The 26,871-nt window shown below is 40.6% G+C and carries 25 protein-coding genes; 17 read left to right on the top strand and 8 right to left on the bottom strand.

What is annotated here, in order from left to right; all coding sequences use genetic code 11:
• Nucleotides 1-97: 97 nt before the first annotated feature.
• The 3 genes from E0D95_RS02135 to yccS form a co-directional block, all read right to left on the bottom strand.
• Nucleotides 98-2,764, bottom strand: a complete 2,667-nt coding sequence (locus tag E0D95_RS02135) for a PepSY domain-containing protein (RefSeq protein WP_130802327.1) — start codon at nt 2,762-2,764, stop codon at nt 98-100.
• Between the two features lie 163 nt (nt 2,765-2,927).
• A complete protein-coding gene (locus tag E0D95_RS02130) occupies nt 2,928-3,488 on the bottom strand; it encodes a YcxB family protein (protein WP_130802326.1) in 561 nt (186 codons plus the stop codon).
• 85 nt (nt 3,489-3,573) lie between these two features.
• Nucleotides 3,574-5,748 (bottom strand): YccS family putative transporter, encoded by a 2,175-nt coding sequence (gene yccS / locus E0D95_RS02125; RefSeq protein ID WP_130802325.1) that lies wholly within the window; start codon nt 5,746-5,748, stop codon nt 3,574-3,576.
• Nucleotides 5,749-5,908: 160 nt separating this feature from the next.
• Here yccS and E0D95_RS02120 point away from each other — a divergent pair, with 160 nt between their 5' ends.
• Nucleotides 5,909-7,114, top strand: a complete 1,206-nt coding sequence (locus tag E0D95_RS02120) for a multidrug effflux MFS transporter (protein ID WP_130802324.1) — start codon at nt 5,909-5,911, stop codon at nt 7,112-7,114.
• A gap of 151 nt (nt 7,115-7,265) precedes the next feature.
• On the opposite strand, the gene E0D95_RS02115 is transcribed toward E0D95_RS02120, so the two are convergent.
• Complete coding sequence (locus tag E0D95_RS02115; protein WP_130802323.1) at nt 7,266-7,973, bottom strand: nitroreductase; 708 nt, start codon at nt 7,971-7,973, stop codon at nt 7,266-7,268.
• Between the two features lie 575 nt (nt 7,974-8,548).
• On the opposite strand from E0D95_RS02115, the gene E0D95_RS02110 reads away from it, so the two are divergent.
• From E0D95_RS02110 to E0D95_RS02055, 12 genes are all read left to right on the top strand, one after another.
• Nucleotides 8,549-9,913: a DcaP family trimeric outer membrane transporter gene (locus E0D95_RS02110; protein ID WP_130802322.1), complete on the top strand. Its 1,365-nt coding sequence runs from the start codon at nt 8,549-8,551 to the stop codon at nt 9,911-9,913.
• Between the two features lie 317 nt (nt 9,914-10,230).
• Nucleotides 10,231-11,466 (top strand): sodium/glutamate symporter, encoded by a 1,236-nt coding sequence (gene gltS, locus E0D95_RS02105; protein WP_130802321.1) that lies wholly within the window; start codon nt 10,231-10,233, stop codon nt 11,464-11,466.
• A gap of 140 nt (nt 11,467-11,606) precedes the next feature.
• On the top strand, nt 11,607-13,082 hold the full coding sequence (locus E0D95_RS02100; protein WP_130804820.1) for an alanine/glycine:cation symporter family protein: 1,476 nt from the start codon (nt 11,607-11,609) through the stop codon (nt 13,080-13,082).
• Between the two features lie 156 nt (nt 13,083-13,238).
• Nucleotides 13,239-14,201, top strand: a complete 963-nt coding sequence (locus E0D95_RS02095) for a patatin-like phospholipase family protein (protein WP_130802320.1) — start codon at nt 13,239-13,241, stop codon at nt 14,199-14,201.
• 140 nt (nt 14,202-14,341) lie between these two features.
• Complete coding sequence (locus tag E0D95_RS02090) at nt 14,342-15,004, top strand: pseudouridine synthase (RefSeq protein WP_130802319.1); 663 nt, start codon at nt 14,342-14,344, stop codon at nt 15,002-15,004.
• A 135-nt stretch (nt 15,005-15,139) separates the two neighbouring features.
• Nucleotides 15,140-15,523 carry a ribonuclease E inhibitor RraB gene (locus E0D95_RS02085; RefSeq protein ID WP_130802318.1) on the top strand — a complete coding sequence of 128 codons (384 nt, stop codon included), beginning with the start codon at nt 15,140-15,142 and terminating at the stop codon, nt 15,521-15,523.
• A 129-nt stretch (nt 15,524-15,652) separates the two neighbouring features.
• Nucleotides 15,653-16,099, top strand: a complete 447-nt coding sequence (locus E0D95_RS02080; RefSeq protein WP_130802317.1) for an SRPBCC family protein — start codon at nt 15,653-15,655, stop codon at nt 16,097-16,099.
• 73 nt (nt 16,100-16,172) lie between these two features.
• Nucleotides 16,173-16,517, top strand: coding sequence for a zinc ribbon domain-containing protein YjdM (locus E0D95_RS02075; RefSeq protein ID WP_130802316.1), 345 nt, complete (start codon nt 16,173-16,175; stop codon nt 16,515-16,517).
• Nucleotides 16,518-16,576: 59 nt separating this feature from the next.
• Nucleotides 16,577-16,981 carry an NUDIX hydrolase gene (locus tag E0D95_RS02070; protein WP_130802315.1) on the top strand — a complete coding sequence of 135 codons (405 nt, stop codon included), beginning with the start codon at nt 16,577-16,579 and terminating at the stop codon, nt 16,979-16,981.
• A 172-nt stretch (nt 16,982-17,153) separates the two neighbouring features.
• A complete protein-coding gene (locus E0D95_RS02065) occupies nt 17,154-17,495 on the top strand; it encodes a YegP family protein (RefSeq protein WP_130802314.1) in 342 nt (113 codons plus the stop codon).
• A 173-nt stretch (nt 17,496-17,668) separates the two neighbouring features.
• Nucleotides 17,669-18,118, top strand: a complete 450-nt coding sequence (locus tag E0D95_RS02060; RefSeq protein ID WP_130802313.1) for a YybH family protein — start codon at nt 17,669-17,671, stop codon at nt 18,116-18,118.
• A 143-nt stretch (nt 18,119-18,261) separates the two neighbouring features.
• Nucleotides 18,262-19,455 (top strand): low temperature requirement protein A, encoded by a 1,194-nt coding sequence (locus tag E0D95_RS02055; protein ID WP_130802312.1) that lies wholly within the window; start codon nt 18,262-18,264, stop codon nt 19,453-19,455.
• A gap of 35 nt (nt 19,456-19,490) precedes the next feature.
• On the opposite strand, the gene E0D95_RS02050 is transcribed toward E0D95_RS02055, so the two are convergent.
• Complete coding sequence (locus E0D95_RS02050) at nt 19,491-20,429, bottom strand: tRNA dihydrouridine synthase (protein WP_130802311.1); 939 nt, start codon at nt 20,427-20,429, stop codon at nt 19,491-19,493.
• An 80-nt stretch (nt 20,430-20,509) separates the two neighbouring features.
• Nucleotides 20,510-21,319 (bottom strand): cytochrome C assembly family protein, encoded by an 810-nt coding sequence (locus E0D95_RS02045; protein WP_130802310.1) that lies wholly within the window; start codon nt 21,317-21,319, stop codon nt 20,510-20,512.
• Nucleotides 21,320-21,516: 197 nt separating this feature from the next.
• Here E0D95_RS02045 and ffh point away from each other — a divergent pair, with 197 nt between their 5' ends.
• Together ffh and E0D95_RS02035 are read left to right on the top strand one after the other, a co-directional pair.
• Nucleotides 21,517-22,926: a signal recognition particle protein gene (gene ffh, locus E0D95_RS02040; RefSeq protein WP_130802309.1), complete on the top strand. Its 1,410-nt coding sequence runs from the start codon at nt 21,517-21,519 to the stop codon at nt 22,924-22,926.
• A gap of 137 nt (nt 22,927-23,063) precedes the next feature.
• Nucleotides 23,064-23,630, top strand: a complete 567-nt coding sequence (locus tag E0D95_RS02035) for an RBBP9/YdeN family alpha/beta hydrolase (protein WP_130802308.1) — start codon at nt 23,064-23,066, stop codon at nt 23,628-23,630.
• Here the strand turns inward: E0D95_RS02035 and E0D95_RS02030 are convergent.
• Together E0D95_RS02030 and E0D95_RS02025 are read right to left on the bottom strand one after the other, a co-directional pair.
• Nucleotides 23,588-24,346 carry a pantothenate kinase gene (locus E0D95_RS02030; protein ID WP_130802307.1) on the bottom strand — a complete coding sequence of 253 codons (759 nt, stop codon included), beginning with the start codon at nt 24,344-24,346 and terminating at the stop codon, nt 23,588-23,590. The genes E0D95_RS02035 and E0D95_RS02030 overlap by 43 nt on opposite strands.
• Complete coding sequence (locus E0D95_RS02025) at nt 24,343-25,110, bottom strand: biotin--[acetyl-CoA-carboxylase] ligase (protein ID WP_130802306.1); 768 nt, start codon at nt 25,108-25,110, stop codon at nt 24,343-24,345. The genes E0D95_RS02030 and E0D95_RS02025 overlap by 4 nt, the downstream gene beginning before the upstream one ends.
• 29 nt (nt 25,111-25,139) lie before the next feature.
• Here E0D95_RS02025 and E0D95_RS02020 point away from each other — a divergent pair, with 29 nt between their 5' ends.
• Both E0D95_RS02020 and E0D95_RS02015 read left to right on the top strand, forming a co-directional pair.
• Entirely contained in the window at nt 25,140-25,943 is an 804-nt protein-coding gene (locus tag E0D95_RS02020; protein WP_130802305.1) for a sulfite exporter TauE/SafE family protein, read from the top strand.
• Between the two features lie 232 nt (nt 25,944-26,175).
• Complete coding sequence (locus tag E0D95_RS02015; protein ID WP_130802304.1) at nt 26,176-26,871, top strand: GntR family transcriptional regulator; 696 nt, start codon at nt 26,176-26,178, stop codon at nt 26,869-26,871.

Raw genomic sequence — 26,871 nt, 5'->3', positions numbered from 1 at the left:
GCAATTTCACTTAGATGAGTCGAATAAAAAAAAGGATATTCCTACAGTTTGGAATATCCTTTTGAATTATGGTCTATGTTATTGGTCTTGAGTGGAACTAGTAAACATCTCGGCGATAACGTCCATTTAAACGTAACTCATCCACTTGAGCCTCCCCTAGAACCTCATTAAGTACCTGATCGGCACCACTTGCCATGCCTTCAATACTACCGCAGACGTAGATCACAGCATCACGATCAATCCATGCTTTAAGCTCAGTTGCCTGTTGTCTTAAAATGTCCTGTACGTAAACGCGCTGTTCTTGGTCACGGGAGAAGGCTAAATCCAGTCGTTTCAGCATGCCCATAGTTTGCCATGCTTCAATCGTACTTTGATAAAAGAAATCGCACTGACGTTGTCTTTCACCAAAGATCAGCCAGTTTTCGGAATAATCCTGACGGGTACGTGCATGTAATAAACTCATTAAACCAGCGATCCCTGTACCATTGCCAATACAGATGATAGGGCGGTTATCTCCAATTAAATGGAAAGACTCATTGGTTCGAATCCGTAAGGCAATCGGGTCGTTCAGTTGTGTGTGCTCTGTTAACCAACCAGAACCCAATCCAAGTTGACCCTGTTGATTATATTGCTGGCGGACTGTGAGTCTTAAAAACAACTGTGTAGGGATACTGGCAATCGAATATTCACGTGTTGGCAAGGTTGGTAACTGTTCAAGTAAATGCTCCATGTTGCCAAAAGGTTCAATCTCTACTGTCAGGTCTTTATCCCAAAGGGCTTGTTGAATCGAGATTGCTAAAGAATCTACCCATGTTTCAGGATGCACTTGATGTTTTTGTAGAAATTGTTCAATACGTATTGCGCTATTACCAGGTTGGATCTCTGCAATATCACCAGCCTGCCAATGCACTTCGTGTTTTGGCGTGAGTTCAATATTGTAAGCAGGCGTTCCAAGGCTGTCAGGATTGAGTAAGGTACGTTTATCTAGTATCCATGTATCAAATGTCTTTTCGATACTCATGGATTGAAGCTCAAGTTGACTGGCTTTGGCTAAAGCATGATTCCAGCGTTGAATATCTTCATTATTGGCATTATTGACCTCAATCAGGTCAAACAAAGCGTGTGCGCCACATTGCTTCATCCAATTATTCACTCGATGCCCAAAGTAACAATAACTATCCGGATATTCTTGTGAGCCTAAAGCCAATACGGCATAACGCACATGAGTTAAATCTAACTGCGATTCTAAAAACTTTTTCTCAAAACCACTGGCTAAGTCAGGTGCTTCACCCGTGCCATAAGTACTCACCACAAATAAAATTTGTGAAGCGTTTTTAAGTTCATCCTGAGTGAGTTGTTGTACAGGTTTAACCGTCACAGGTTGATGCGCTTCTTGCAAACTGGTGGCTGTACGCCATGCCAGTTGTTCGGAAACACCCGTCTGAGAGGCGTAGGTGATGAGCCATGGAGTTGCATCAGGATCAATATAGTGATCGGCAAGCTGATGACGTGCGGCTTGGGTCAATCGTTTTTGTTTACGGCGTTTGAGATAAAGCATCCAGCCTGTCACAAAAAATAATGGCATTGCCAGTGACGCCAATAAGGCAAAAAATTGATAAACAGGTCCAAAGAAACTACCACGATGCACAGGTAACATACTGCTCATGATTTTTTCATTGAGCTTTTTATCTTCATAAAGTTCAAGTTTTTCAATTTGGTGGGTTTGATAATTATAAGTTGCACTATTCCGTGCGCGTTCATGTTGCGCGACAACATCGACAAAACTGAGTTCGACTGAACCATCGGCTTTTTTAGGAAGATTGATGGTGAGTGTTGAATAATCACGCCCAATTTTTTGATTAAATTCTGTCCAGCTTAAATTCAATGCTTGCTGGATTTGAACTGGAGATAGAGCGGATTCTTCGCGACCTCTTTGTCGATCAGCAGATCTTGCTGCACCTGCTTGACGATGGTTTTGTTGGCCCATTTGTGGCGCGTCATTCGCAGATTGAGGACGACCACTGCGTTGTTGATTCTGGCGACCTGAGCCGTCTGCACGTTCTCTACCACCTTCCTGCATCTGAGGTTTAGGTTGCTCAACTCCCATGACCTTAAACATCCCACTGCGCCACCAGTCATAAGACCAATATAAGCCTGTACATCCCAAAATCAGATAAAATACCACCACCCATGTACCAACCACTGCGTGTAAGTCCCAAATAAAATTACGTCCTTTGAGTTTGGGTTTCACAAATAGCCATTGGCGTAGAGAATGTTTCTTCGGCCAGCGCAAATATAGTCCACTCAACACGAAGAAAATCAGCATAAGGGTACATGCGCCTGTAATCTGTTTTCCTACAGGACCTAAAGTAAGGGTACGATGTAGTTGTTGTATAAACTGGAAAAAGTCACGACCTTTAATTTCAGGTAACACTTGAGCTGTATAAGGATTAACCATCATGTTATAGCCACGGCGTTCACCTTCTTTGGCAATATTCACCGTGGATGATGCAGTTGGATCTTTAGCAATGGTAATACTATTGATTTTAAGTGCAGGGTCTTGAGTTGTGAAATGTTGATAAAGTTGAACAGGGGAGAGTTTAGGTTGACTCTGTGCCTGAACGACATAACTGTCCTGATTGATCCATTTTAGAATCTGTTGCTCGTAAGAATAGATCGCCCCTGTAACGCCCATCAATGAAAGTATTAGACCGGCAGTAATCCCTAAAAACCAGTGAATCTGGAAAAACGTTTTTTTAAACATGGCTGTAGAAAATATTTTAAGAAAAGTGAATTATTGAATTATAGCCGAACATTAAGAAGATAATATGGATTTTGAAGTTAATATTAATTTTCATTATCATTTGTTTATTGGTCTGTAAAAAAACCTCCATATGCGGAGGTTTTTTGAAGATGAAGGCTAAAACTTAAATCGTTTTAGGTTCGCCGACACTTTCAGTTAAATGCTTACGAATCGTGTTAAACGAAAAATTTCTCGAATCCATACGTTTAGGTAAAATATAGGCACCTTGCTGACCTTTTACCTTAAAATTCATAAGGATAAAATCAGGGGTGTTATACCATTCATAAATATCTTTCCAGCCAATTGTGCCGACACCTTCTTGTGTGCCCATTTGCTGGCGCATCACGATGCCATGAGGTTGTACGCCTAAACGAATCCCTTTAATTTCCTGAACTGGAAATTCATTCATCTTGCGTTTTACGTACCATTCCAGACCGTATTTACGAATAAGAAAATACAAGACCACACAGACAATGGCGACCCAACAAAAAATCGTGGAGTAATTTTTGAGAAAAATAATGCCTGCAATAGAAAGGGCAACAACAGCCGCCATAATGATCCATGCTTTGGTACTGATTTTATTGGTACTACGCCAGATCATGAGCTGAGCGTGACGTTGTTCAGTTTCAGACACTTCGTAGATAACAGGCTGTAAAGTATAAGCGTATATGGTTTTCGCGGTCATAGTACAAATAGTGAGTTTCAAACTGATCGGAGTTTAGCATTAATTTAGCCAATCTCGTGAATATATTCTGCCATTTTCATGCGAATTATAGTGAAGCGAGTTCGGTCGCATCATTATCCCGATCATGACTCAAACTTTGTTTCAGCCGACTCAACTGATTTAAAATACTGAGCATCAATGAGAGCTGTTGCAGAATAATTAAAGAGGTCTGATCTTCCTGACTGTTCTGTTTCAAGCGCTGGCGAATGGCTTGCAGCATTTTTTGTGAACTTAAATCAGGCATTTCATCTCGCAATAAAGCACCTTGAATATCATCTAGTGCCTGATCAAGTAAATTCAAAATATCCTGATCCTGACTTTGTTCACGATGGGCACCCAAGGCTGCAATATAACTCAAGAAAGTATGGTTCAAACATAGAAACTCAAACGCCAGAGTTTTCTGATAAGGATCATAATCAGGTTCGGTCGCCAAGGTTGAAATCAGTGATGCGACATCGGCATCGGTATTATGCGCAGCACGACGCACGACACGGTAATTTAAGCCGTTATCCCGACCTTCGTGATACTGTCTGACCACATCTTTGAGATAATCACATTGTGCTTGTAGTGAACGCTGAATGGTTCGCGGCAAGCGGCGAAATTTCCAGTCGGGCCAAATAAAACTGACACCAAACCAAGCTAAGGCGCAACCAATGAGGGTATCAATCAGCCGTGGTAAACCTGCTGAAAAACCTGAACTATCCAGATTAAAATTAATCAGGGCCAAAATTGTTATAAACGCAGTCGCTTGGGCATATTGTTTACTGCGCAATTCGAAGAATAATACGCCACTGATGACCAATAACAGTAATTGACCTTCTAATGACGGGACAAAATATAAAATTGCCAGACCACAAATAATGCCGACTAAGGTTCCAACCACGCGAAGTCTTAAACGTCGTTTGGTGGCATTAAAGTTAGGTTGGCTGACAAACAAGGCCGTCAGTAAAATCCAGTAACCATATTTGATGCCTGAAATTTGTACAAATAAATAAGCAATAAACAACACGATGGATAAACGAATCGCATGCCGAAATAAGACAGATTCTGGCGTTAGATTTTGTTTAATACGTGCCACAATGTCATTCCAGCCTTTAAGATCATCATCTTTGAGTTGATTTTCAATCTGTTTGGCATGAGATCGGCTCATATTGCGTTCTGTTTCCAGATTACGTAATTGAGCATCAATTGATTTTAAGTTTTGGTACAAGGCATACAAAGCATTGACCCAAACCTGATCGTAAAATTGTTCTTGTTGTAACTTTTCCAGTGAAACTCTTAGATTTTCAAAGGCGTGTTTAAAACGTTTATTATGAATATACGCTTGACGTTTGAGAATACTCTGGCTTAAATCCTGACAGGCTTTGCCCTGAATTGACAAAATACGCTGAAAGCGAAATAAAATATCACTATGCTGAAAGACTTTAGACAATTCCTGATAATTGATATGCGCTGAATCTGCACGTTCATGAATATCTTGAACGGCAAAATAGTAATGTAAACTACGCCGTGTATCTTTTTGACCTCGGTCACCTTTGAGGCGGGTCAGGAGTGCTGTTTTGGTGTCGTTGAAAATCCCAATCAATTTGCCATTTTCCATCGACAGATCAATCATGCTTTGTTGATAGCTTTCAGGGGTCATATCCACATCAAACAAATTAGATTTGGCAAATAGAAAATTACCCAAGGCTTCATAGCAAGCACTGAGTTTATCCTGTAAAGGACGAACAGGGAAAAGTAAAAAACTGATGGTTGAGATCAGACCATACCATGCTGCCCCAATGACCAATAACAAAGGCTGTATATACCACTGTTCAAACAGGTGCACGCCTAACATCGAATATACGGAAACCACCAGACAACCATAAGAAATGGTGGCATAACGTCGTCCTAAAGAGCCGAGTAAAATCCAGCCAATACAAGAAGCAATCAGTCCGATGGCAAACAAAACAGGGTAGGGAAACAGCAGTTGGACAGATGCTGCGGTAATAAAGAAGCCAATATAGGTATAGACCAGATTCATAATCCGCACAGAAAAGCGATCATCAATATCACTTAGACCTGCTGCTACAACACCCAAGGTCAGCGGAATGGTGGCCAACTGATATCCCAAAAAATAAGGAACAAAAGCCGTACCTGCAAATGCAATTAACATGCGCAGGTTATACATTAATGTCGTATTATAAGTGACTCTTTTGACTTGCGCGAATAAGGGTTTCAACGTGAATCCTTCATAACAAATGTAAGATAGGCTTAGTGATTTATCAGTATAACTAAGCTTTTATCATGATGTTTGGTCGATACCTGTTCTATAGCTTGAATCATACTATGGAGCACGTAAGTTTGTCTTTACACGAACTATTTAGAATAGAAATGTAGATATGTCTGAAAATGGATCACGACAGCAATATTCATTTGCATGGATCATGCTGCTGGCTTTACTCACGGCCTTAGGCCCTTTATCAATTGACATGTATTTGCCAGCGTTGCCTCAAATGGCAGACGATTTTGGGGTCAGTACCCAAATGATGGCCAATACCTTGCCGGCCTATTTTTTTGGTTTGGCGATGGGGCAGTTAATTTATGGTCCAATTAGTGACCGAATTGGCCGAAAAAAACCGCTTTACGTCGGATTGAGTTTATATGCGATTGCCAGTGTGTTGTGTGTATTTGCAAGCAGTGAATGGAATCTGATTGTACTCCGCGTAGTTCAAGCCTTGGGTGGCTGTGTTGGGGTTGTCATTGCGCGTGCTGCTATTCGGGATCGGCTGGATATACAGGGTTCAGCTCAGGCTTTCTCCAGCATGATGATTGTAATGGGTATTGCTCCGATTGCTGCACCAACCATCGGCGCGTGGATTTTATATTTTTCTAACTGGCGAGCCGTCTTTGTTTGCTTGGCATTCATTGGTTGTATCAGTCTATTCTGTGTACATTTCTTTTTTAAAGAAACTTTACAACCTTCCCGTCGTTTAAAATTAAGTTTTCAACAAGTCTTAACTTTATATGCCTCTATTTTAAAGGATCAGAGTTTCCGTTTTCCAATGCTGGCAGGCTGTTTAACTGGCGGCGCGCTGTTTAGTTATATTAGTTCTGCTTCACCCGTCATGATGGATATGTACGGACTGAATCAGCAACAATTTGCCTATGCTTTTGGTCTAAATGCCATGGGAATTATTGTGCTTTCATCCATAAATAAACGTCTGGTGTCACGTGTCAGTACCATTAATCGTTTAAAACTTGGTGGCGTGATTCAATTTTCAGGCGCGTTAACTGTTTTTATTGCAGGTTTGTTTGGTCATCCCGCAATTGAAATTGTCATGATCGGGTTGTTTTTAACGGTGTCTGGTTTAGGGTTTACAGGACCCAATGCAATGGCCCTTGCAATGTCTGGTCAAGGCGCACGTGCTGGAACGGCCAGTGCCATTATGGGCAGTGGGCAATTTGCTGTTGGTTTATTGGTAGGGGTATTACTGAATTTCTTGGTATGGAACTCATTGTTGAATATGGGCATCATGATGTTGATGTTAACGACGGGAGGACTGTTTGCCATTGCCAAAGTCGCTCAATATTTTAAGCAGGCTTAAATAAGTCTTTCTGAGATTTCTTTCATGCTTGTTTAAACCCTCACTATATTTGCTTGAGCGCACTAAACAGGATCTATGAAAGAAATCTGTTTATATCATCAAAAAATAGACCTCATGTTCAGGAAGTCTATTTTAAAAAATTTATAAAGATTTATTCGCTTAGAAACACTGTGAAATTTTCAACAGGTTCGCGTGGCGTAATAAACGTATTGACAATATCATCGGGATCCGCATAGCCAAGTGCAACGGTACAGACGAGCTCTTCATCGTCATTTGCACCTAATACTTCTAACACAATAGAGTGAAAATGATTCCACGCCGCTTGAGGGCAAGTATCCAAACCGCGAGCTTTGGCAGCGACCATGACATTTTGGATCATCATGGAAATATCCATTTTTGAACCGACGCCCATGGCCTGATTCACGGTAAAATACAAGCCAACTGGCGCATCAAAAAGTTTGTAATTACGCAATTGCTGCGCAGCCATTTTTTCCTTTTCACCTTTTTGGATGTTTAATAAACCGTATAATCCCCAGCCATTTTCACGTCGACGATCAATAAACGGTGAAATCCATTTTTCTGGATAATACGCAAAAGTCTCTGGATAATCCGATGCTTTCTCTGGATGAGCATAAATCTCTAATTGTGCCTGACAGACGCGATTAATCATTTCATCCCGTTTTTTGCCCGTGACTACATAGACTTTCCACGGCTGAGTATTGGTTCCAGAAGGAGCGCGACTTGCGACGTCCAAAATATCTTTAATGATCTGGGGATCAATCGCAGTGGGTAGAAAAGCGCGTACAGAATGTCTTGAACGAATCGCATGATCGACAAGTTGAACTTGCTCTGGATTCATAGGAGTTCCTTTCTCTTTTTAGCAATAAAATAAAATGGTCACAGTGGATCGTACTTTATTTTTTACTTATTTTGAATGTGAATGATCAATTGTTTATCACTCACCCAGTATTCAGCTATTTCTGATAATAGAATTCAAAATCTATTCAAATAAGCCTCCAGCTCTTTTTTTTGCGAAATAAAGAAATTTATAAAACATACCTTCTTAAGATTGATAAAATTTGAGCATAGTATTTATAAAAAAAATAGCTGGAAAATAAGTATTCTCAAAATAAATTAATACATTAGTCTAATGCCTTAATGTCTTTTTAAATTTTAACAATGTCACTATTTTAGTTCTATATTTTTGTTTTTTAATAAATTTTCATATGTTTTGAATAAATTAAAATCAAATAAAAACCTTTAGATAGTAAAAATTAAACAAAAAATATCTTTTTTTTGCATAAAGTGCCTCTTTCTTAATTTGAATCAAAACGACATACTCGGTGTGGGCAAAAGGGACCTCAAATACCCGATTAATCCGTAGGATGATAAACGGATTAAAAGTTAACCAATAACAATGAAGGAATTTCGAATATGAGTTTACCCCTCATCGGAAAACAATTTATTAAAAACGGTCTTGCAGTTGCAACAGCAACTCTGATGGTTTCTACTACTTATGCGGGAACAAATGAACAGCAAGAAATCAAGCAATTACGTGCAGAAGTCGCAGAACTTCGTGCATTGATTCAGCAACAAGCCACGACTCAGAAAAATATCATTGCACAGCAACAAGCAGCGCCAGTAGTGGTTGCTCCAGCTCCTGTGGTTGCGCAAGCTGCACCACCCGCTCCAGCCAATGCCAAGCCAGGCTGGCTAACACTGCCAGATGGTCAGACCCAAGTGAAGTTATATGGGAACGTACGTGTTGATGCTGCTTATGATTTTAAAGGCACAACGGGCGGTATCAATAACCGAACAGGTGTTGTTCCATTAAATAAAGACAACCCAACTGAAAATTCCTTGAATGTTTCTGCTGCGCCGTCACGTATCGGACTGGATATTGCACGTCAAACGGATTTGGGTGAATTAACAGGTAAAATCGAAGCCGATTTTTGGGGAGATAGTACTTCAAATGCGGATGGAAAATTCCGTATTCGTCATGCCTATGCGTCTTTAGGCAAATGGTTAGCGGGTCAAACCACTTCTCCTTTTGTTAATACAGATACGTCACCTGACCTCATCGACTTTACGGGCCCAATGGGTGGTGGTACTCAACGTAACGTACAAGTTCGTTATACTCAACCGATCGATGCAAACCAAAAACTGTTAGTCGCACTGGAAGGTGGTGATGTTGAAAATGGTAAAACTGCGGGTGGTGGTCGTTTCCCTGCTTTGACGGCACGTTATGACATTAAAACTAGTGATTCAAAAGGTTTATTACAAGTTCATGGTCTAGCTCATGAAAACCGTGTATCAACCAATGATTCGAATGATGAAGAAAAATGGGGCTGGGGTGTCGGTGTCGGTGGTAAATACCAGTTCACACCAAAAGATGCCATTATGGCAAACTATTATCATGTAAAAGGTGATTCACGTTATATCCTTTATAGTAACCAGAATAACTCTGCATATGGCACTAGTGGCAATGGTACAACGACTGACTATGATATTCATAACAATGAGTTTGATACTGCACAAATCGGCTATCAACGTAATTGGTCACCAAAACTACGTTCTGCATTTTCTTTAGCGGGTATGTGGTTTAAAGATGACAATACCTATGCTGAAAATAATCCGTCTTATAACAAGACGCTTTATAATGCGATTGCCAATATCATCTATACACCTGTTAAAAATGTAGATTTAGGTGCCGAGTACACCTATGGTCAACGTGAAACATTTACGGGTGACAAAGGTGATCTTTCTCGTATCAACTTCTTGACGCGTTATAACTTCTAATCAAATGAATTATTGATCATTCGTTTTTGAATAAAAAAGCCACAGATTCGTCTGTGGTTTTTATCATTTTATAACAAGACAAAAATAAAGATTTGAAGACTTTTTATCTCAGACAGATTTAAGCAGTAATTTTGTGAGCTTAGTCGAATATTTACAATTTCTAAATTTTGATTTTTTCTAAATTCAGGCAACATTTTAAGCATTTTTTAATAAATGTATTTTGTCCAATTTTATTGGGCTTTATCTTTTTGAGATCATCTTTTAACTGTTAAACAAATTTAAATTTTCTCTATTTTCTGAGAAATCAATGGAAAAATATGGAATTTACATTTAACGCATTTTATACCCTGATTGCCGCCGTGATTGTTTTACTACTTGGGCGTTTCTTGGTCAATCATATTGATTTTTTAAAACGTTACAATATTCCTGAACCTGTCGCAGGGGGATTGGTCGCAGCAATCGTTTCATTTGCTGTGCATTCAATTTGGGGATATAGCATCATTTTTAGCAGTGAACTGCAAACCAGCTTCATGTTAATTTTCTTTGCATCGATTGGGCTTAGTGCACATTTTGCAAAATTAAAAGAAGGAGGAATCGGTTTAATCGTATTCCTGATCTGTGTAGCTTCGTTCATTGTGGTTCAAAATTTAGTGGGCATGAGCTTGGCAACGTTGTTAGGTTTAGATCCGTTGATTGGACTGATTGCAGGTTCAATTACCTTAACAGGTGGGCATGGTACTGCGGGCGCGTGGGGCGAAATTTTAGAAACACAGCATGGCATTCAGGGAGCTTTAGCACTTGGCATGGCGAGTGCGACTTTTGGTTTGATCATTGGTGGGATTATCGGTGGACCTTTGGCGAAAATGTTAATTAATCGCTATCATCTTTCCTATGCCAGAACAGATGCTCAGATTAAAGATCGAGATACACATCTGGATCAGCATCCAGAAGAGTTAGCTCCATTTGAAAACCCACATCAGGTTCGACTGATTACAGCGGATAATGCAATTACGACTTTAGGTATGTTCGCCGCGTGTCTGGCTTTTGCTGAATTTATGACAGGTTATAGTAAAGGCACGTGGTTTGAACTACCGACTTTTGTCTGGGCATTAGGTGGTGGGGTTATTTTAAGAAACGTACTGGAAAGTGTTTTTCGTGTAGATATTTTTGACCGTGCCATTGATGTATTTGGTAACGCTTCGCTTTCGCTTTATTTAGCCATGGCGTTATTGTCTTTAAAACTTTGGCAATTGGTCGATCTCGCTGGTCCGCTGGTGATTATTTTAGCTGCTCAAACTTTAACAATGGCGTTGTATGCTGCTTTTGTGACCTTTAGGGTGATGGGTAAAAACTATGATGCAGCGGTGCTTGCAGCGGGGCATTGTGGCTTTGGAATGGGAGCAACACCGACAGCAGTTGCGAATATGCAGGCCATTACCAACATGTATGGCCCTTCGCATAAAGCCTTTTTAATTGTTCCATTATGTGGTGCTTTTTTTGTAGATTTAATTAATGCGACAGTCATTCAAGTTATTCTTAAGTTTTTTGTGTAATGCTGGACAAAGGGCTTTAGGGCAAATGAATGTCTTAAATTTTTAAGTAACAAAGTCTCTATAATTAGAGGCTTTTTTATTGATTAAGTATTATTTAGGATAGATGTCATAGCAATATGACAACAATAAGTGCTGCGAATATGAATGAACAATTGAATGCAACCCTGATGTCTTGGGTCAGCTTTTTTAACGATCCTTTGTGGGATTTTCTGGTTATTTTCTTACTAGCTGCCGGTACATTTTATACCATCTCGACCAAAGCCGTGCAGATTCGCATGTTTTGGCAAAGTATTAAAGTCATGAAAGGTAGCCGTAAAGAAGGGGAAGATACGCATGGTATTACTCCTTTTCAGGCGTTTGTGACAGGCTTAGCCAGCCGAGTGGGCGTAGGAAATATTGCTGGGGTTGCCATTGCCATTGCTTTAGGTGGACCGGGTGCGGTGTTCTGGATGTGGGTCACTGCCATCTTAGGGATGAGCTCAGCATTTACGGAGTCTACTCTGGCGCAACTTTTTAAAGTTAGAGACAGTGAGACCAAACAATTCCGAGGTGGTCCAGCTTATTACATTACACAGGGATTAAAGAGTAAGGCATTTGGTTTACTATTTGCCGTTTCGCTTATTTTTACCTATGGATTTGTGTTTAATTCGGTACAAATTAATGCGATTGCCAATGCCACTTCACATTCATGGGGTTGGGATAAAGCCAATGTTATGCTGCCTTTAGGTGGGATTGATCTGGAAATTTCATGGGTTGGTCTAGCTTTGGTGGTTTTGGTTGCTATTGCTATTTTTGGCGGAATTAAACGAATTGCAAAATTTGCAGAAATGTTTGTACCGATTAAGGCCGGCCTATATTTGGCAGCAGCTTTATATATTGCTTTGATTAATTACAATGTCGTACCTGAAGTGTTCAAGCTTATTTTTACTGAAGCATTTCAATTTAAGGCAGCCGCAGGTGGTTTTTTTGGTGGCATGATTTCCTTGGCAATGATGCAAGGCATCAAACGTGGTTTATTTTCTAATGAAGCTGGTATGGGCTCGGCACCGAATGCGGCGGCGGCGTCAGATGTTAAACATCCTGTTGATCAGGGCTTGGTGCAGATGCTAGGCGTTTTTGTTGATACCTTTATTGTATGTACCTCTACCGCCATGATTATTTTAATTTCAGGTGTTTATCATGATGGTGGCGCGATTGGCGTGGAAATGACTCAACGTGCGCTAGAAAAAGAGTTGGGCAGTTGGGGGGGAGACTTTCTTGCCATCTTACTATTTTTATTCTGTTATTCAGCTGTGTTGGGTAATTATGCCTATGCAGAAGGAAATATGCAGTTTATTAACAATAGTCCAAAAGTCATGTTTATTTTCCGTGTGTTTGTTCTGGTTATGGTTTACTTCGGTGCGATTAGTAGTGTGCCTTTGGTCTGGTCGATGGCCGATTTGTTTATGGGGATCATGGCAACCATCAACTTGACCGCGATTCTATTATTAACTCCATTTGTACGTTCCTTGTTGCGCGATTACACACTTCAGCTCAAAAAAGGAATTAAACAGCCTGAGTTTAAAATTGATCAACATCCACAGATGAAGAAGAAAGTCGATTCTGATATCTGGTAAGTTCGTATTATTCAGAACCGCGTATCAAAGAATGATTTGATGCGCGGTTTTTTTCATTAAGTAAACTGACAATATGACAGTTTAAATAATTTAATACATCATTTTTAAGCTGCCCAGAATAAAATCGACGCAGAAAAAAAAGTGGTTAATGTAGACATGAAATATTTAAAGGCTTGCTTACTATTTGGTGGAATTTTATTGACAGGGTGTCAACAGATGCCGTCATCCACTCAAAAACTGAGCGAAACTACGCCTGTTTTACAAAATGCACAAGAGTCGGTTTTGTATATGCCTCCAATGCAAAAAGAACAAAAGCAGCATCCTAAAGTTGCTTTGGTTCTGGGGAGCGGTGGGGCACGTGGCTATGCGCATATCGGCGTGCTTGAAGTATTGGAGCAGCACGGTATTCAACCGGATTTTATTGTGGGAACCAGTGCAGGTAGTATTGTGGGAGCAATTTATGCCAGTGGCAAAAATGCACAGCAATTAAAGCAAATTGCTTTAAACATGAAAGTCGCAGATGTGCGCGAGATTACTTTTGATCGTAAAGGTTTCTTTGATGGCCAAAAAGTGGAAGATTTTGTCAATGAGCAAGTGGCTGACACCCCACTTGAAAAGCTGAAAATTCCAATGTATGTGGTTGCAACAGAGCTAAAAAATGGTAAAAAAACCGTTTTTAATTATGGCAATACAGGGCAGGCAGTTCGTGCATCCATTTCAATTCCAAGTATGTTTGTGCCCACGGAAATTAATCAAAAAGAATATGTCGATGGTGGTTTAGTGAGCCCTGTTCCCGTTGATGTTGCGCGTCAGTTAGGGGCAGATATTGTGATTGCGGTGGATATATTGGCGCAGCCTGCTTACACCCCTACAACTAACATTTGGGGACTGTTTAATCAGAACATTAATATTATGCAAAATCGTTTGGCGACTGAAGAACTTAAACATGCCGATATTGTGATTCAACCTGAACTGCATGAAAAAGCGCATATTTTTGATGTGAAGGAACGTGAAAGTACCATTTATTCGGGTGAAATTGCTGCACAGAAGAAAATAGGTGATATCGAAACTGCTTTTGCGGCACGTCAACAAAAGTTGCCATTGCAGCAAGTTCAATAAGGTTTCAACATCAGATTTAGTGTTTTAAAGAGCGGCGTGATTAAGCCGCTCTTTTTTTCGAGGCATTATGGACAGGTCGTTATTGACACTCGGTTAGGGCATTGTTATCTTCCGCGAGATTTAATCCATCTGCAAATGCTATGTCGACTCGTAATTTTATTTATCAACCTCCGCTTGCCCCTTTGGATGTGGTGTTTGAGGATGACGATTTAATTGTGATAGATAAACCAGCTGGCTTGCTGTCGGTCATGGGGCGTTTGGCTGAACATCAAGACAGTGCCTATTTACGGATTTTGAAGCAACATCCCGCTGCAAAAGTCATTCATCGTCTGGATATGGCAACCTCTGGTCTCTTATTATTTGCAAAACATCGTCAAGCCGAAGTGGCCTTAAGTCGAATCTTTCAAATGCGTAAAATTCGCAAACATTATATTGCTTTGGTTCAAGGCGAGCTCAAGGCGCAAGGTTTAGTCGATGTTCCTCTGATAACCGATTGGCCAAATCGTCCCAGACAAAAAGTTGATTTTGAACAGGGAAAATCAGCACAAACGCTTTATCAATTGTTGCAATATGATTCACAACATCATTGCAGTCGGGTGTTACTCGAACCGATTACAGGACGTTCACACCAATTACGCGTGCATATGCAGCATATTGGTCACCCCATCATGGGTGATAAACTCTATCATTTTGATCCTTTCAGTTTCTATTTACAACGAATGGCATTACATGCGACTCGTCTTGCATTGATCCATCCTTTCACAGGGCAAGACCTCGTACTTGAAATTCAACCTGCATTTTGATGCAATCTTTCAAGCGCGCCATACTTCGAAAATATCATGTTCAATCATCACTCCGATAAATTAACTCCAAACTGACATAAAACTGAGTTAAGCTAGGATTGATAAATGATCAAAACACAATAAAGGATAAGTACAATGAGTCGTAATTACGAACTTTTCCCCGATGACGATAATGGCAATGTCTTATGGCAAATGATTGAAGATGGAAATGATTTAACTGAACCCCATGAATTTGAATTTACTATTGTTTTTAAAGCGCAAGAACAGATCGAAAAATGTGCTTTACATCTTTTGCATCAGGAACAAAAAGTTTCATTATTTCAGGAAGACCAACACACAGATGGCTCTGATTTTTGGGTACTTAATATTCATGTGACCATGCTTCCTGAATATGATGATATTCAGGATTTAGAGGAATGGTTTACACGTATTGCTCAGGAGTTTTCTGGCGAATACGATGGCTGGGGATGCATGAGCTATTTGTATGAATATGAAGATGATGAACATTTAGAAAGTTAAGCGTTAGGCGTCGCTCAATTGATATATTCATTGCTTGATTTGCAGCAATGAATATATCTTTCAAATCGTGATCATTTCATGATTTAAAAAAATAAGAGATAACAATAAAGCAGGATAGGGAGCAATCACATGGGTGGCACAGTCAAATTTCATCGTGTATTTAGTGCTCCGCCAGAGCGCGTATATCGAGCTTTTTTAGACCCTGAAGCTTTGGTCAAATGGTTGCCACCGCATGGTTTTACAGCAAAAATGCATGCAATAGAGGCGAAGCAAGGTGGTCACTATCGGATGTCATTTACCAACTTTTCAACTGGTACAACGCATTGGTTTGGTGGCACCTATCTCGAACTTATCCCAAATCAGTTGATTCGGTATGTAGACCAATTTGATGATCCAGCACTGGCTGGAAGTATGGAAGTGACCATTCAGATGAGGGCAGTCAGTGTTGGAACTGAAGTACATATTATCCAGTCAGGGATTCCTGATGTGATTCCTGTGGATGGTTGTTATTTGGGCTGGCAAGACTCATTAACGTTGTTAGCATTCTTGATTACTCCAGATATTGCTGATGAATAAAACCATAAAGAGCTTATGGTTTTTTTGATCTTTGACTGAAATCAAGTCATACTATGGCTTTTCGGGGTTTTTTATGTCTTTAGCACCTTGTCCAAAATGCCAGTCAGAATATACCTACCAAGATGGCGATCTACTGATTTGTCCTGAATGTGCACATGAATGGAAAGAAGGAGAATTAACGCAGGTTGATGCTGAGAGTATCATTAAAGATGCCAATGGCAATGTGCTGGTCGATGGCGATAGTGTTACGGTCATCAAAGATTTGAAAGTCAAAGGATCTTCGTCGGTAGTGAAAGTCGGCACCAAAGTTAAAAGTATTCGACTGGTACCTGATGCTGCTGATGGTCATAACATCGATTGTAAAATTGAAGGTTTTGGGCAAATGAAGCTTAAATCTGAATTTGTAAAAAAAGCCTAGGCGATGATTCTGGCTATTGATTTTGTCTTATATTTTTAATTCACGTAGGGTTTGATTGCATGGCATTTTCTGATTTTTATCGAGTTGGAGCACATGCGGTCATCACCAATAGTGAAAATAAAGTTCTATTATTGAAAGCCAGTTATGCAAATCAATCCTGGGGACTGCCGGGTGGTGGTGTCGATCCAGATGAAACCATCCTTCAAGCATTGTTAAGAGAGTGTCAGGAAGAATTAGGTGTAACTGTACAAGTGGCTTACTTGTCAGGTATTTATTTGCACACAGATATTCAGGCACATGTCAGTATTTTTCGGTGTTATTTGCCAGAGCATGCCAATATTGTATTGAGTGATGAACATCTCGCCTATCAGTTTTTTGCAGTGGACGATTTATCCCCCATTCAAAAACAGCGAGTGCAGGATTGTTTAGATTTTAAAGGACAAGTCAGATTTAGTAAATTTTAAACAATTTAAAGTGCATATGTATTTTAGGGTTATTTACGATTTAAGCGATTGATATTCAGAATTAAAGCTAAAAAATGAATAAAAAATCAGCTGATTCTTGTCTATAATTCATTTATATTTCATAAACAAGGTCTAAAAATACGATGAAATAAACACAATAATGGGGTGAAAGATGTCTGGATGGTACGAAATTAGCAAAGCAAATGATGGTCAATATCGATTTGTATTAAAAGCTGGAAATGGTGAAATTATATTGACCAGTGAGCTATATAAAGCCAAAGCTTCTGCTGAAAATGGAATTGCTTCTGTTCAAAAGAACAGTACGGACGATGCTCGTTACGAAAAACTGACCGCAAAAAATGACAAGCCTTATTTTAATCTAAAGGCAGCGAATCATCAGATTATCGGGACTAGCCAATTTTATGCGAGTGAACAGTCTCGAGATAAAGGCATCGAGTCTGTAAAAAATAATGGTGCGACAACCACAGTTAAAGATTTGAGTAGTGTCGACTAAGTTTTGTAGATCAAACTCTGCTCGCATACGATGAAACCACCACTTGGGTGGTTTTATGTTATCTGAAAGCTTAAAAGAAGGTGCTATTTACTTGAATTGCACAAATTTTGACTAGAGAAAAATGTTTTTTTTGTTCAGGCTAATCAGGTTATAACAACAAAAATGGAGTCGATATGCAGCATATAGAAATTATTGGCAATGCAGAAACTGCGGCAGAAATATTGGCTCTAACCGAACAATGGGGCCAAGCATTGAGTCATCATCACTTAGCGCAGTTAACTCAGGATTATGCGGAGGATGTCAAAGTATTTGATGTCGCTTCACAAGTTGAAGACCTGCAAGCCTACGCTAAACTCTGGCAGCAGTGTTTTCCTTATTTTGGGGATCATATTCAGGTGCAGCGACGTAAACTCAAGATTTACGCAGCAGATACAGTGGTATTTTTACATTGTTTTAGCAAGATATTAGGAGACGCGCAACCCTCTGCTGAAGATGTACCATGGTGTCGAACCACTGTCGGGTTTTATAAAGAGGGGACGCGCTGGAAAGTGGTCCACGAACATGTGTCCATGCCGTTTGACTGTGAACATCAGCAAGCGATTTATCTTTTTGCTGAACCTTGATCTGATCAAGTCACGCGCTGAATACCTGCAAAACTGCACCAAAACATACAATATATATTGCTACTGATTGATTGGGTAAATTGTATTGTAGTCATAATCTATTAGCTTGATGATGCTGCTAATTTATAAAAGAACTTTAAAAAATGAAACGATTACAATTATTGAAAGATTTGACTTTACGTCCATTAACGGCACGTGACCCTCATGAAAATCATCGGGCAGCAACACCACTCGAATTACTATTTGATCTGATTTTTGTCGTGGCAATTGCGGAAGCGGGACAGCAATTGCACCATGCCATTATCGAAAATCATGTGTGGAGCTTGTTGCCTGATTATTTTATGGTGTTTTTTGCCCTTTGGTGGGCATGGATGAATTTTACATGGTTCGCTTCTGCCTATGACAATGATGATGTGTTTTATCGGCTGATGACTTTTGTACAGATTATCGGTTCTTTGGTAATGGCAGCGGGTATACCTGATGTGTTTCAGCGACAGAATCTGGACGTGATCATTATTGGATATGCCATTATGCGTTTAGCTTTGGTCACGCAATGGTTTCGCGCTGCGCGACATGATCCAGAACACCGTAATACAGCATTGCGTTACGCTTATGGCATTATTTTTGTACAGATTGGCTGGTTATTTTTCCATTTTTCTCCGATTAACTTTACCTTTGAGTTGTTTATTTTGCTCATGATTTTAGAATTGGCAGTGCCGATTTTTGCAGAATGGGGCAATCCAACTACTTGGCATCCACACCATATTGCAGAGCGTTATTCATTGCTGACCATTATCGTCTTGGGAGAGTCAGTGGTGGCCTGCTATAAAGCTATTCAGGACGATCTCGCCACACATATTGTCCACCCTAATATTATTTTGCTTATGGTGGGTGGTTTGATGATGATGTTTACCATGTGGTGGGCATATTTTGATCGGGATGCGCATCATTTATTGAAGAATAGTAAACAGGCCTTTTTATGGGGCTATGGTCATTATTTTATTTTTATTAGCGTCGCAGCCGTTGGGTCTGCACTGGCTGCTTCGGTCGATGTTGCCTTGGGACGCGCACATATTTCTAACCAATTTATGGGCTATATCGTCGCGGTAACCTTAGTCTGCTATACCACCAGTTTATGGGTTCTAAATGAGTTGAGATATTTATCAGGCATTCGACGCTGGTTATACCCGATGACTGTGGTGATTATTTTTTGTATTCCTGCAATTTTTAATAACATTGGTCTGAGTGTATTCTTGATGGCAATTGTTTATGCACTGCGACTGATGTTTTCAAAGTGTTATTTGACCGATCGTGAGGCTAAACCACAACTGCATTAAGAGGGGTTTAAAAATAGGTTTTATTCACTACACTTTTATACTGCGCGATGAGATTGTAATTTCCCGACAATTTCATCAAGGGTTTTCAGCCGTTTGATATCATTCCAAAGTAGTTTGGCTTCAGGATAAGCTTTGGTCATCATGCCGAGCCATTGCTTATAACGTCCCACCATGCCGATTTCTGTTTTAAATGCTCCATTGACAAAACGCAGTTGTAATTCGACCAGTGCTTGCCATGAGAGCAAGGCCTCATCTCTATTTTCACGAATACATAAAGTTAAATCGGGTGTAGTCACTGCACCACGACCAATCATTAAATCATCACAGCCTGATTGTTGCTGACAAGCTTTGGCATCGGTATTGTTCCAGATTTCACCATTGGCAATCACATTGATTTTTAAAGCAGCTTGGATCGGCTGAATTTTTTCCCAGTAGGCCGGTGGCGTATAGCCGTCTGCTTTGGTACGCGCATGGACTGTGAGCCAATTTGCACCTGCATCTTCAATGGCATGTGCATTGTCTAAGGTATGATGCTCATCCAGATAACCTAAACGCATTTTGGCAGAAACAGGAATATGTGCTGGAACAGCATCCCGAACCGCTTTAACAAGGAGATGAACCACCTCAGGTTCATCCAGCAGGATTGAACCACCACGATGTCGATTCACGGTTTTGGCGGGACAGCCAAAGTTAAGATCAATGGCTGGCGCGCCTAATTCCACCACTTTGGCTGCATTGGCTGCCAGCATGTCAGGGCTGTTTCCTAAAAACTGTACATGTACAGGTGTGCCTGCCGCAGTTTTGCCATTGGTTAGGAGTTCAGGGCAATAATTATAATAAACATGATCAGGTAAAATACTTTCTGTGACCCGAATAAATTCCGTCACACACCAGTCAAAACTGCCTGTATGCGTGAGCACATCTCGCATAATTGGATCGGTTAAGCCTTCCATTGGCGCAAGAATTAACTTCACGTCAACTTTACCTGAAAATAAAAACAGCGTTTATACGGCATCTGTATAACGCTGTCTAGTCCATGATATAAATTTGAAACTTAACGATGCAAGATCATTTCCAGTACAAACTTACTGCCAATGAAGCCAATGGCTAACAAAATAAAACCAATTAAGGTAAAACGAATGGCTTTTTCGCCACGCCAGCCAAATTTGGCATGACCGAGTAACAAAGCCCCGTAAATAAACCATGAAATAATACTAAATGCAGTTTTATGCGCCAGATGCTGAGCAAAAAAGTTATCAATGGTGAAGAAGCCAAACAACAAAGCGACAGTAAGTAGGATGAAACCAGTTTTAAGTAAATCAAATAATAAAGATTCCATTGCCTGAAAAGAGGGCAGTAAATTGACCCAAAAACGGCTTTTTTGTTTCCGTTTAAGTTCCTGATTTTGAAACCACATTAGAATTGCGTGAATGGTTGCCATCAGTAGAACTGCATAGGCGGACAATGACAAAATAATATGTAAATCTAGTCCCAGTGAATGCTGTTCAATAAATTGATTGGATTGGCTAAAAGCAAAACCTAAAATGAGCCCCGTTGCTGCAACAGGAATTCCGATTAAATTAAGTGCGAGTGTTGGTCGAAATGTACTAAAAATTAGACTCAGTAGCAGCATTAAACCTGAGGTAAAGGACATCAGATTAAATACATCATAATTGATGCCCACCGGGGTGAGCATGTCTGGTGCCAGCACAGCCGCATGTAAAATTAAGCCTAATGCCAATATAAGTCCTAAAAACCAATGGTTTGGTTTACGTTTTGACATTAATTTCATAAACAGATACCAAAAGCTTGTGGTATATGCGATGAGTGCCAAAATGGTATAAACCAATGGGAGACTAATCATTTCAAACCTTTATTTGGGAGTTGGAGCTTCATTTGATCATTCAATGCAAGTTATCAATCTATAACATGAGATCCTAATAATTCATCTACATGAGATATAAATTCGTGTCGAACTACAGTATCCTATAGCAACTATGCATAAATTTTCTATTTTGAGAAAGATTTTTTTGCAACTGACCATTTTTAACGGATTTTGCAATGTTTGATACCTTAACAGAACGACTCACGCAGAGTTTAAGAAATGTTACTGGCTCAGGGCAACTGACCGAAGACAATATTAAAGACACCTTACGTGAAGTACGTATGGCCCTTCTTGAGGCTGATGTTGCGTTACCTGTAACTCGTGAATTTATCGCGAAAGTTAAGGAACAGGCATTGGGTCAGGAAGTGATGACACAGCTTTCGCCGGGTCAGGCTTTCGTCAAAATTGTACATGACGAACTCACCAAAATGATGGGTGAGGCCAATGAAAGCCTCGATCTGGCCGCTAAACCGCCTGTAGTGGTGTTGCTTGCCGGTTTACAAGGTGCGGGTAAAACCACAACTGCGGCAAAACTTGCGCGTTTTTTGCAAGAACGTCAAAAGAAAAAAGTGGCAATGGTTTCTGCCGATGTCTATCGTCCAGCGGCCATTAAACAGCTACAAACAGTTGCCAATGAAGTCGGTGCGATTTTCTTTGAATCCAATGCGGACGAAAAGCCGATTGATATTGCCAATCGCGCCATTGAACAGGCAAAAATTCAATTTGCCGATGTATTAATTATTGATACCGCCGGTCGCTTGCATGTCGATGAAGACATGATGGGTGAAATTAAAGACCTGCATGCTGCGGTTAAGCCAACAGAAACCCTGTTTGTGGTCGATGCCATGACAGGTCAGGATGCGGCCAATACAGCAAAAGCGTTTAATGATGCTTTGCCTTTAACTGGTGTTATTTTGACCAAGACCGATGGTGATGCGCGTGGTGGTGCTGCACTTTCGGTACGTGCGATTACGGGTAAACCGATCAAGTTCCTAGGGATGGGGGAGAAGCTAGATGCGCTTGAGCCATTCCATCCTGAGCGTATTGCCCAACGTATTCTGGGCATGGGAGATGTCCTCTCATTGGTCGAAGAAGTCGAACGTAAAATCGACCGCGATAAAGCCGAAAAGATGGCGAAAAAATTGCAAAAAGGCGGGACTTTCAATTTGGAAGACATGCTGATGCAATTTGAGCAAATGAAAAAAATGGGCGGCATGATGGGCTTCTTGGATAAACTTCCAGGCATGAGCAATTCAGGTATTCAGCAGGCCATTGAGCAAGCCAATCCTGAAAAGCAAGTCAAGAAAATGGAAGCCATTATCCAGTCGATGACGCCAAAAGAACGTAAAAATCCAGACATTATTAATCCAAGTCGTAAAAAACGAATTGCGGCAGGATGTGGTATGGATGTTTCAGAGATTAATAAACTTTTGAAACAGCACAGCCAGATGGCCAAAATGATGAAGAAATTTGCTAATCCGTCAGGGATGAGCAAAATGATGCGCTCATTGAGCGGCATGCAGAAACAGTTTGGCGGCGGCGGTGGTATGGGGCCACTCTTCGGCGGCAATGACGATAAAAAATAATGGATTGTTTCCATGAAACCAAAGGCGCTAAATGCGCCTTTTTTATTACAACAAAATCACTACTTTTTTTCATTTTGCTCTGTTTTAAACTCAATCAACAATTAAAAAAATATCCTGAATTGGGGCAGTTCACAATAATGAAACATGTTTATATTATTCATGGCTACCAAGCCGTACCAGAAGATCATTGGTTCCCATGGCTGGAACAGCAGATTCAACATACTGGGGCGCATGCAGAACGAGTCTTTCTGGCAGATTCAACCCATCCTGATGCACAAGTCTGGCAAGAGTGCCTGAGTGCACAGTGTACAATACTCAATGAAAATACCATTATTGTGGCACATAGTTTAGGTTGCTTATCCAGTTTAAATTTTCTGAGTCAAGCCCTGCAAAATTCATCTATTGCAGCCGGAATTTTTGTCTCTGGTTTTACTGAAAAACTCAAGGCTCTCCCTGAATTAGATGCTTTTATTGCTTCACAAAAAGTGGATGACAAGCTTTTACGCCAGCAAATTGCGCGCCGTTATGTATTTTTATCAACTAATGATGCTTTTGTGCCACCGCCTTTAACTTTACGATTTGCACATGGCTTAAATGCACAGATTTTCGAAATTAAACAGGCAGGGCATTTTATGCAGCAAGATGGTTATGCGGCTTTTCCTCAACTTTGGGAGGTATTGCGCCCATTATTGGCTGATTCATAAGCCACGTAACGTTGTAGACCTTTGAGCAATAAGTCCTGTTCAACAATAGGAGAATGAGCCTGTAAAAATTTGGCAAACAATTGGGCATCTCCACCTGTAAGTACCAATTGGCGGGATGTTTGTTGCAAAATATGCTCAATACTACTTAATAGACCGAGTAAAATACCATGGTGTACAGCATCTACCGTGTTGGTGCCGGGTTCTAAATTATCAAAAGCAGAATCTGGAATCTTAATGCCCTTGGTATTTTGAATCAGGGCATCACGCTGCAAATACAGATTGGGTAGAATATAACCGCCTAAATGTTGCAACCCTTCATTCAAATCAATCGTTAAAGCGGTTCCACAACCAATAATACAAAAATTCTGATCAGGTGCAGCCAGTGCCAATACCTGTAACCAACGGTCAATCCCCAATTGTTCAGGATGATCATAGCCACAACGTAAACCAGCATATTCCTGATGCACCTGTGCAAACACCACTGGAATATTGAGTTGGCTTAAAATGGCTTTAATTCGTTGATTATTGAGGTGATCTTGAACAGAGGAGATGCCCACCTGTTTTAATTGCTGAGTTTTAAAGTGTTGAATCAGCCCCAGTAATAAATCGGCTGGGGACTGTAAATGGAGCTCAGCCGCATGTTCAATCACTTGGTCTGCGTCAGTGATCCAGTATTTTAAGCGAGTGTTGCCAACATCCAGCCAGAGTTGTTTCATGTTGGGTCATCCTGAGCTACGATGCGGCGCATCCGACCTTGATAAAATGCCTGTTGCTGTCCATTGCTGCTAATTAACACAGCCCCCTCTTGGTTAATCCCTTCAAAACGACCTGTCAGCAATCCTTGATGATGTTCAAAATCAACCAATTGCTGCATAAACGCTGCATGATGATTAAAGCGTTCCGCAAGGTTATAGCAACCATGCTCAAACCATTGTGCTGCTTGTTGAATAGCCAGATATAGCTGTGCAATCATTTCAAGTCGATCAAGATCACTTAAACCAAGATCTTGTAGTGAAGTGATGGGTTGTAATGGATCGTGTGACTCTGGGGTAAATAAGTTAAGGCCTACCCCGACAATCGCTTGGTGCTGCGATAAAGGTTCAACCAGAATCCCGCCCCATTTACCTTGTTGGCTATATAAATCATTCGGCCATTTGACTTGCAGATTCAGACCTTGTAGTTTGGGCATCTGTAAAATATTGAGTGCGACTTCAAGCGCGAGTCGTCCATCTAACGGTGTATCCGAGTTAACCAGTGCGCTTAAATAAATATTCCCTTGTGGAGATATCCACTGACGCTGGTGTTGCCCACGCCCTTGAGTTTGCGTCTCGCTACACACCAGAATTGAACTCACCTGAGGGTTGGTCAATTCACGTACATCATCATTGGTCGATGTTGTGCTTTGTTTCAGCATCAGGATGTCGGGAACTTGTCCAGCATCGCTTAAACGTTGTCGTAGTTGACGAGTTTCTGCATCCATGTTCAGTTTTATAAAGTTGGAAATCAGCTATGGAGTTAATCATATATTTAGCCATTGGCGCAATCGCTGGATTTGCTGCGGGCTTATTTGGTGTGGGCGGTGGACTCATTATTGTTCCGATACTGTATATTGTATTTACTCAGCTTCATTATGATCCTGCCGTCATTATGCATATGGCTTTGGGAACTTCTCTGGCAACCATTATTGTGACCTCGATCAGTTCGGTCATGGCACACCATAAGCGTGGCGCAGTGCTCTGGCCGGTTTTTCGTCATCTTGCACCCGGTCTGGTGGTCGGTTCATTTTTAGGCGCTGGCATTGCTGACCTTTTGTCTGGACAAAACTTACAAATTATTATTGGAATCTTCGCGATTTGGGTCGCTTATCGTATGTTTAAAGGTGCCAATGTCATTGTCGATGAAACTCGACAGTTACCTTCGGCACCGAGGCAAATGTTGGCAGGTGGTGGTATTGGCATTGCTTCTGCCATCTTTGGCATTGGTGGCGGTAGCTTGACCGTACCTTATTTAAATCGCAATGGCGTGGTGATGCAAAAAGCTGTGGCAACTTCCGCAGCATGCGGGTTGCCGATTGCAGTTGCAGGGGCAGTGGGGTTTATGTGGTTTGGGGTTAAACAACATGTCCAGATACCCAATGCCATTGGTTATATTCATATTTATGCTTTTTTAGGCATTAGTGTCATGAGTTTTATGACCGCAAAAATTGGTGCAAAAGTCGCACATATGTTGTCTCCAGCCATGCTTAAAAAGTGTTTTGCCTGTTTGCTTACAGTCGTCGGAACGTATTTTATTTATCAAGGACTGATCAAGTAATTTATTAAAGTCAGTTTTAGTGGTTGAGTAGATAAGGTGAGGTTTAATCTCACCTTTTTTATAGCTGAATTGTAGAAAATAACTCAAATTTCCGATGATCAGTAGATCGGATTGGCTCAAAATGCAATAAAATTGTTAGACAATGACATAGTCATCAATTCGTAGAATCGTTAAAACAATCACAATAAATTGGGCAGCGGAACGCCAAAGTAAAAATCAAAACAGGTGATTCATGAAACTTGAAGAGACAGAGAGCCTGTCGGAGCAAATTGCAAAACATATTAGCGATCAGATTATTACAGGTGAACTGGTTGAGGGTGAACGTATTCAGGAACTACGGATCGCCAAAGAGCTAGACGTCAGTCGTGGTTCTGTGCGTGAAGCATTGTTACTCTTGGAACGTACTCATTTGATTCACATCTATCCACGTCGTGGTGCGATTGTTTCCGAAATGTCCTCGCAACAAGTCAAATCTTTGTTTGATACCAGTGTGTTGGTATTAGGGCATATTGTGCAACGTATTAGTGAAACATGGCGTGTACATGAAGCGGAACAATTACAGCAACTTATGGATCATTTGGCTGAACAGGTCAAAGTCGGTGATACCGAAAAATTTTATGATGGTATTTTTCAATATCTGGCCTTACAGCACGATATGGTGGCTAATCCGTATTTGATGAAATTTTATAAAGAATTATTACCATCGTTGCGCCGTAGCTATTTTTTAACACTGAATACCTCACGTCGCGAACTACAGGAATCTTTAGCACTGTTTAAATTGGTTGCTGATGCGGTGTTAATTCGAAAATCTCATCAGGCTACGTTATTTATGGAAGATTTTTGCCGACATTTACGTCATCTTGTGCTCGATTCCCTGACTCGAATGAAACAAATTGAGTTGGCGTGGGCGCGTCGTTCACGTCGTTAA

It is taken from the genome of Acinetobacter ihumii (assembly GCF_900625095.1).
Lineage (GTDB): Bacteria > Pseudomonadota > Gammaproteobacteria > Pseudomonadales > Moraxellaceae > Acinetobacter > Acinetobacter ihumii.
This window is presented reverse-complemented; position numbering and strand designations above follow the sequence as displayed.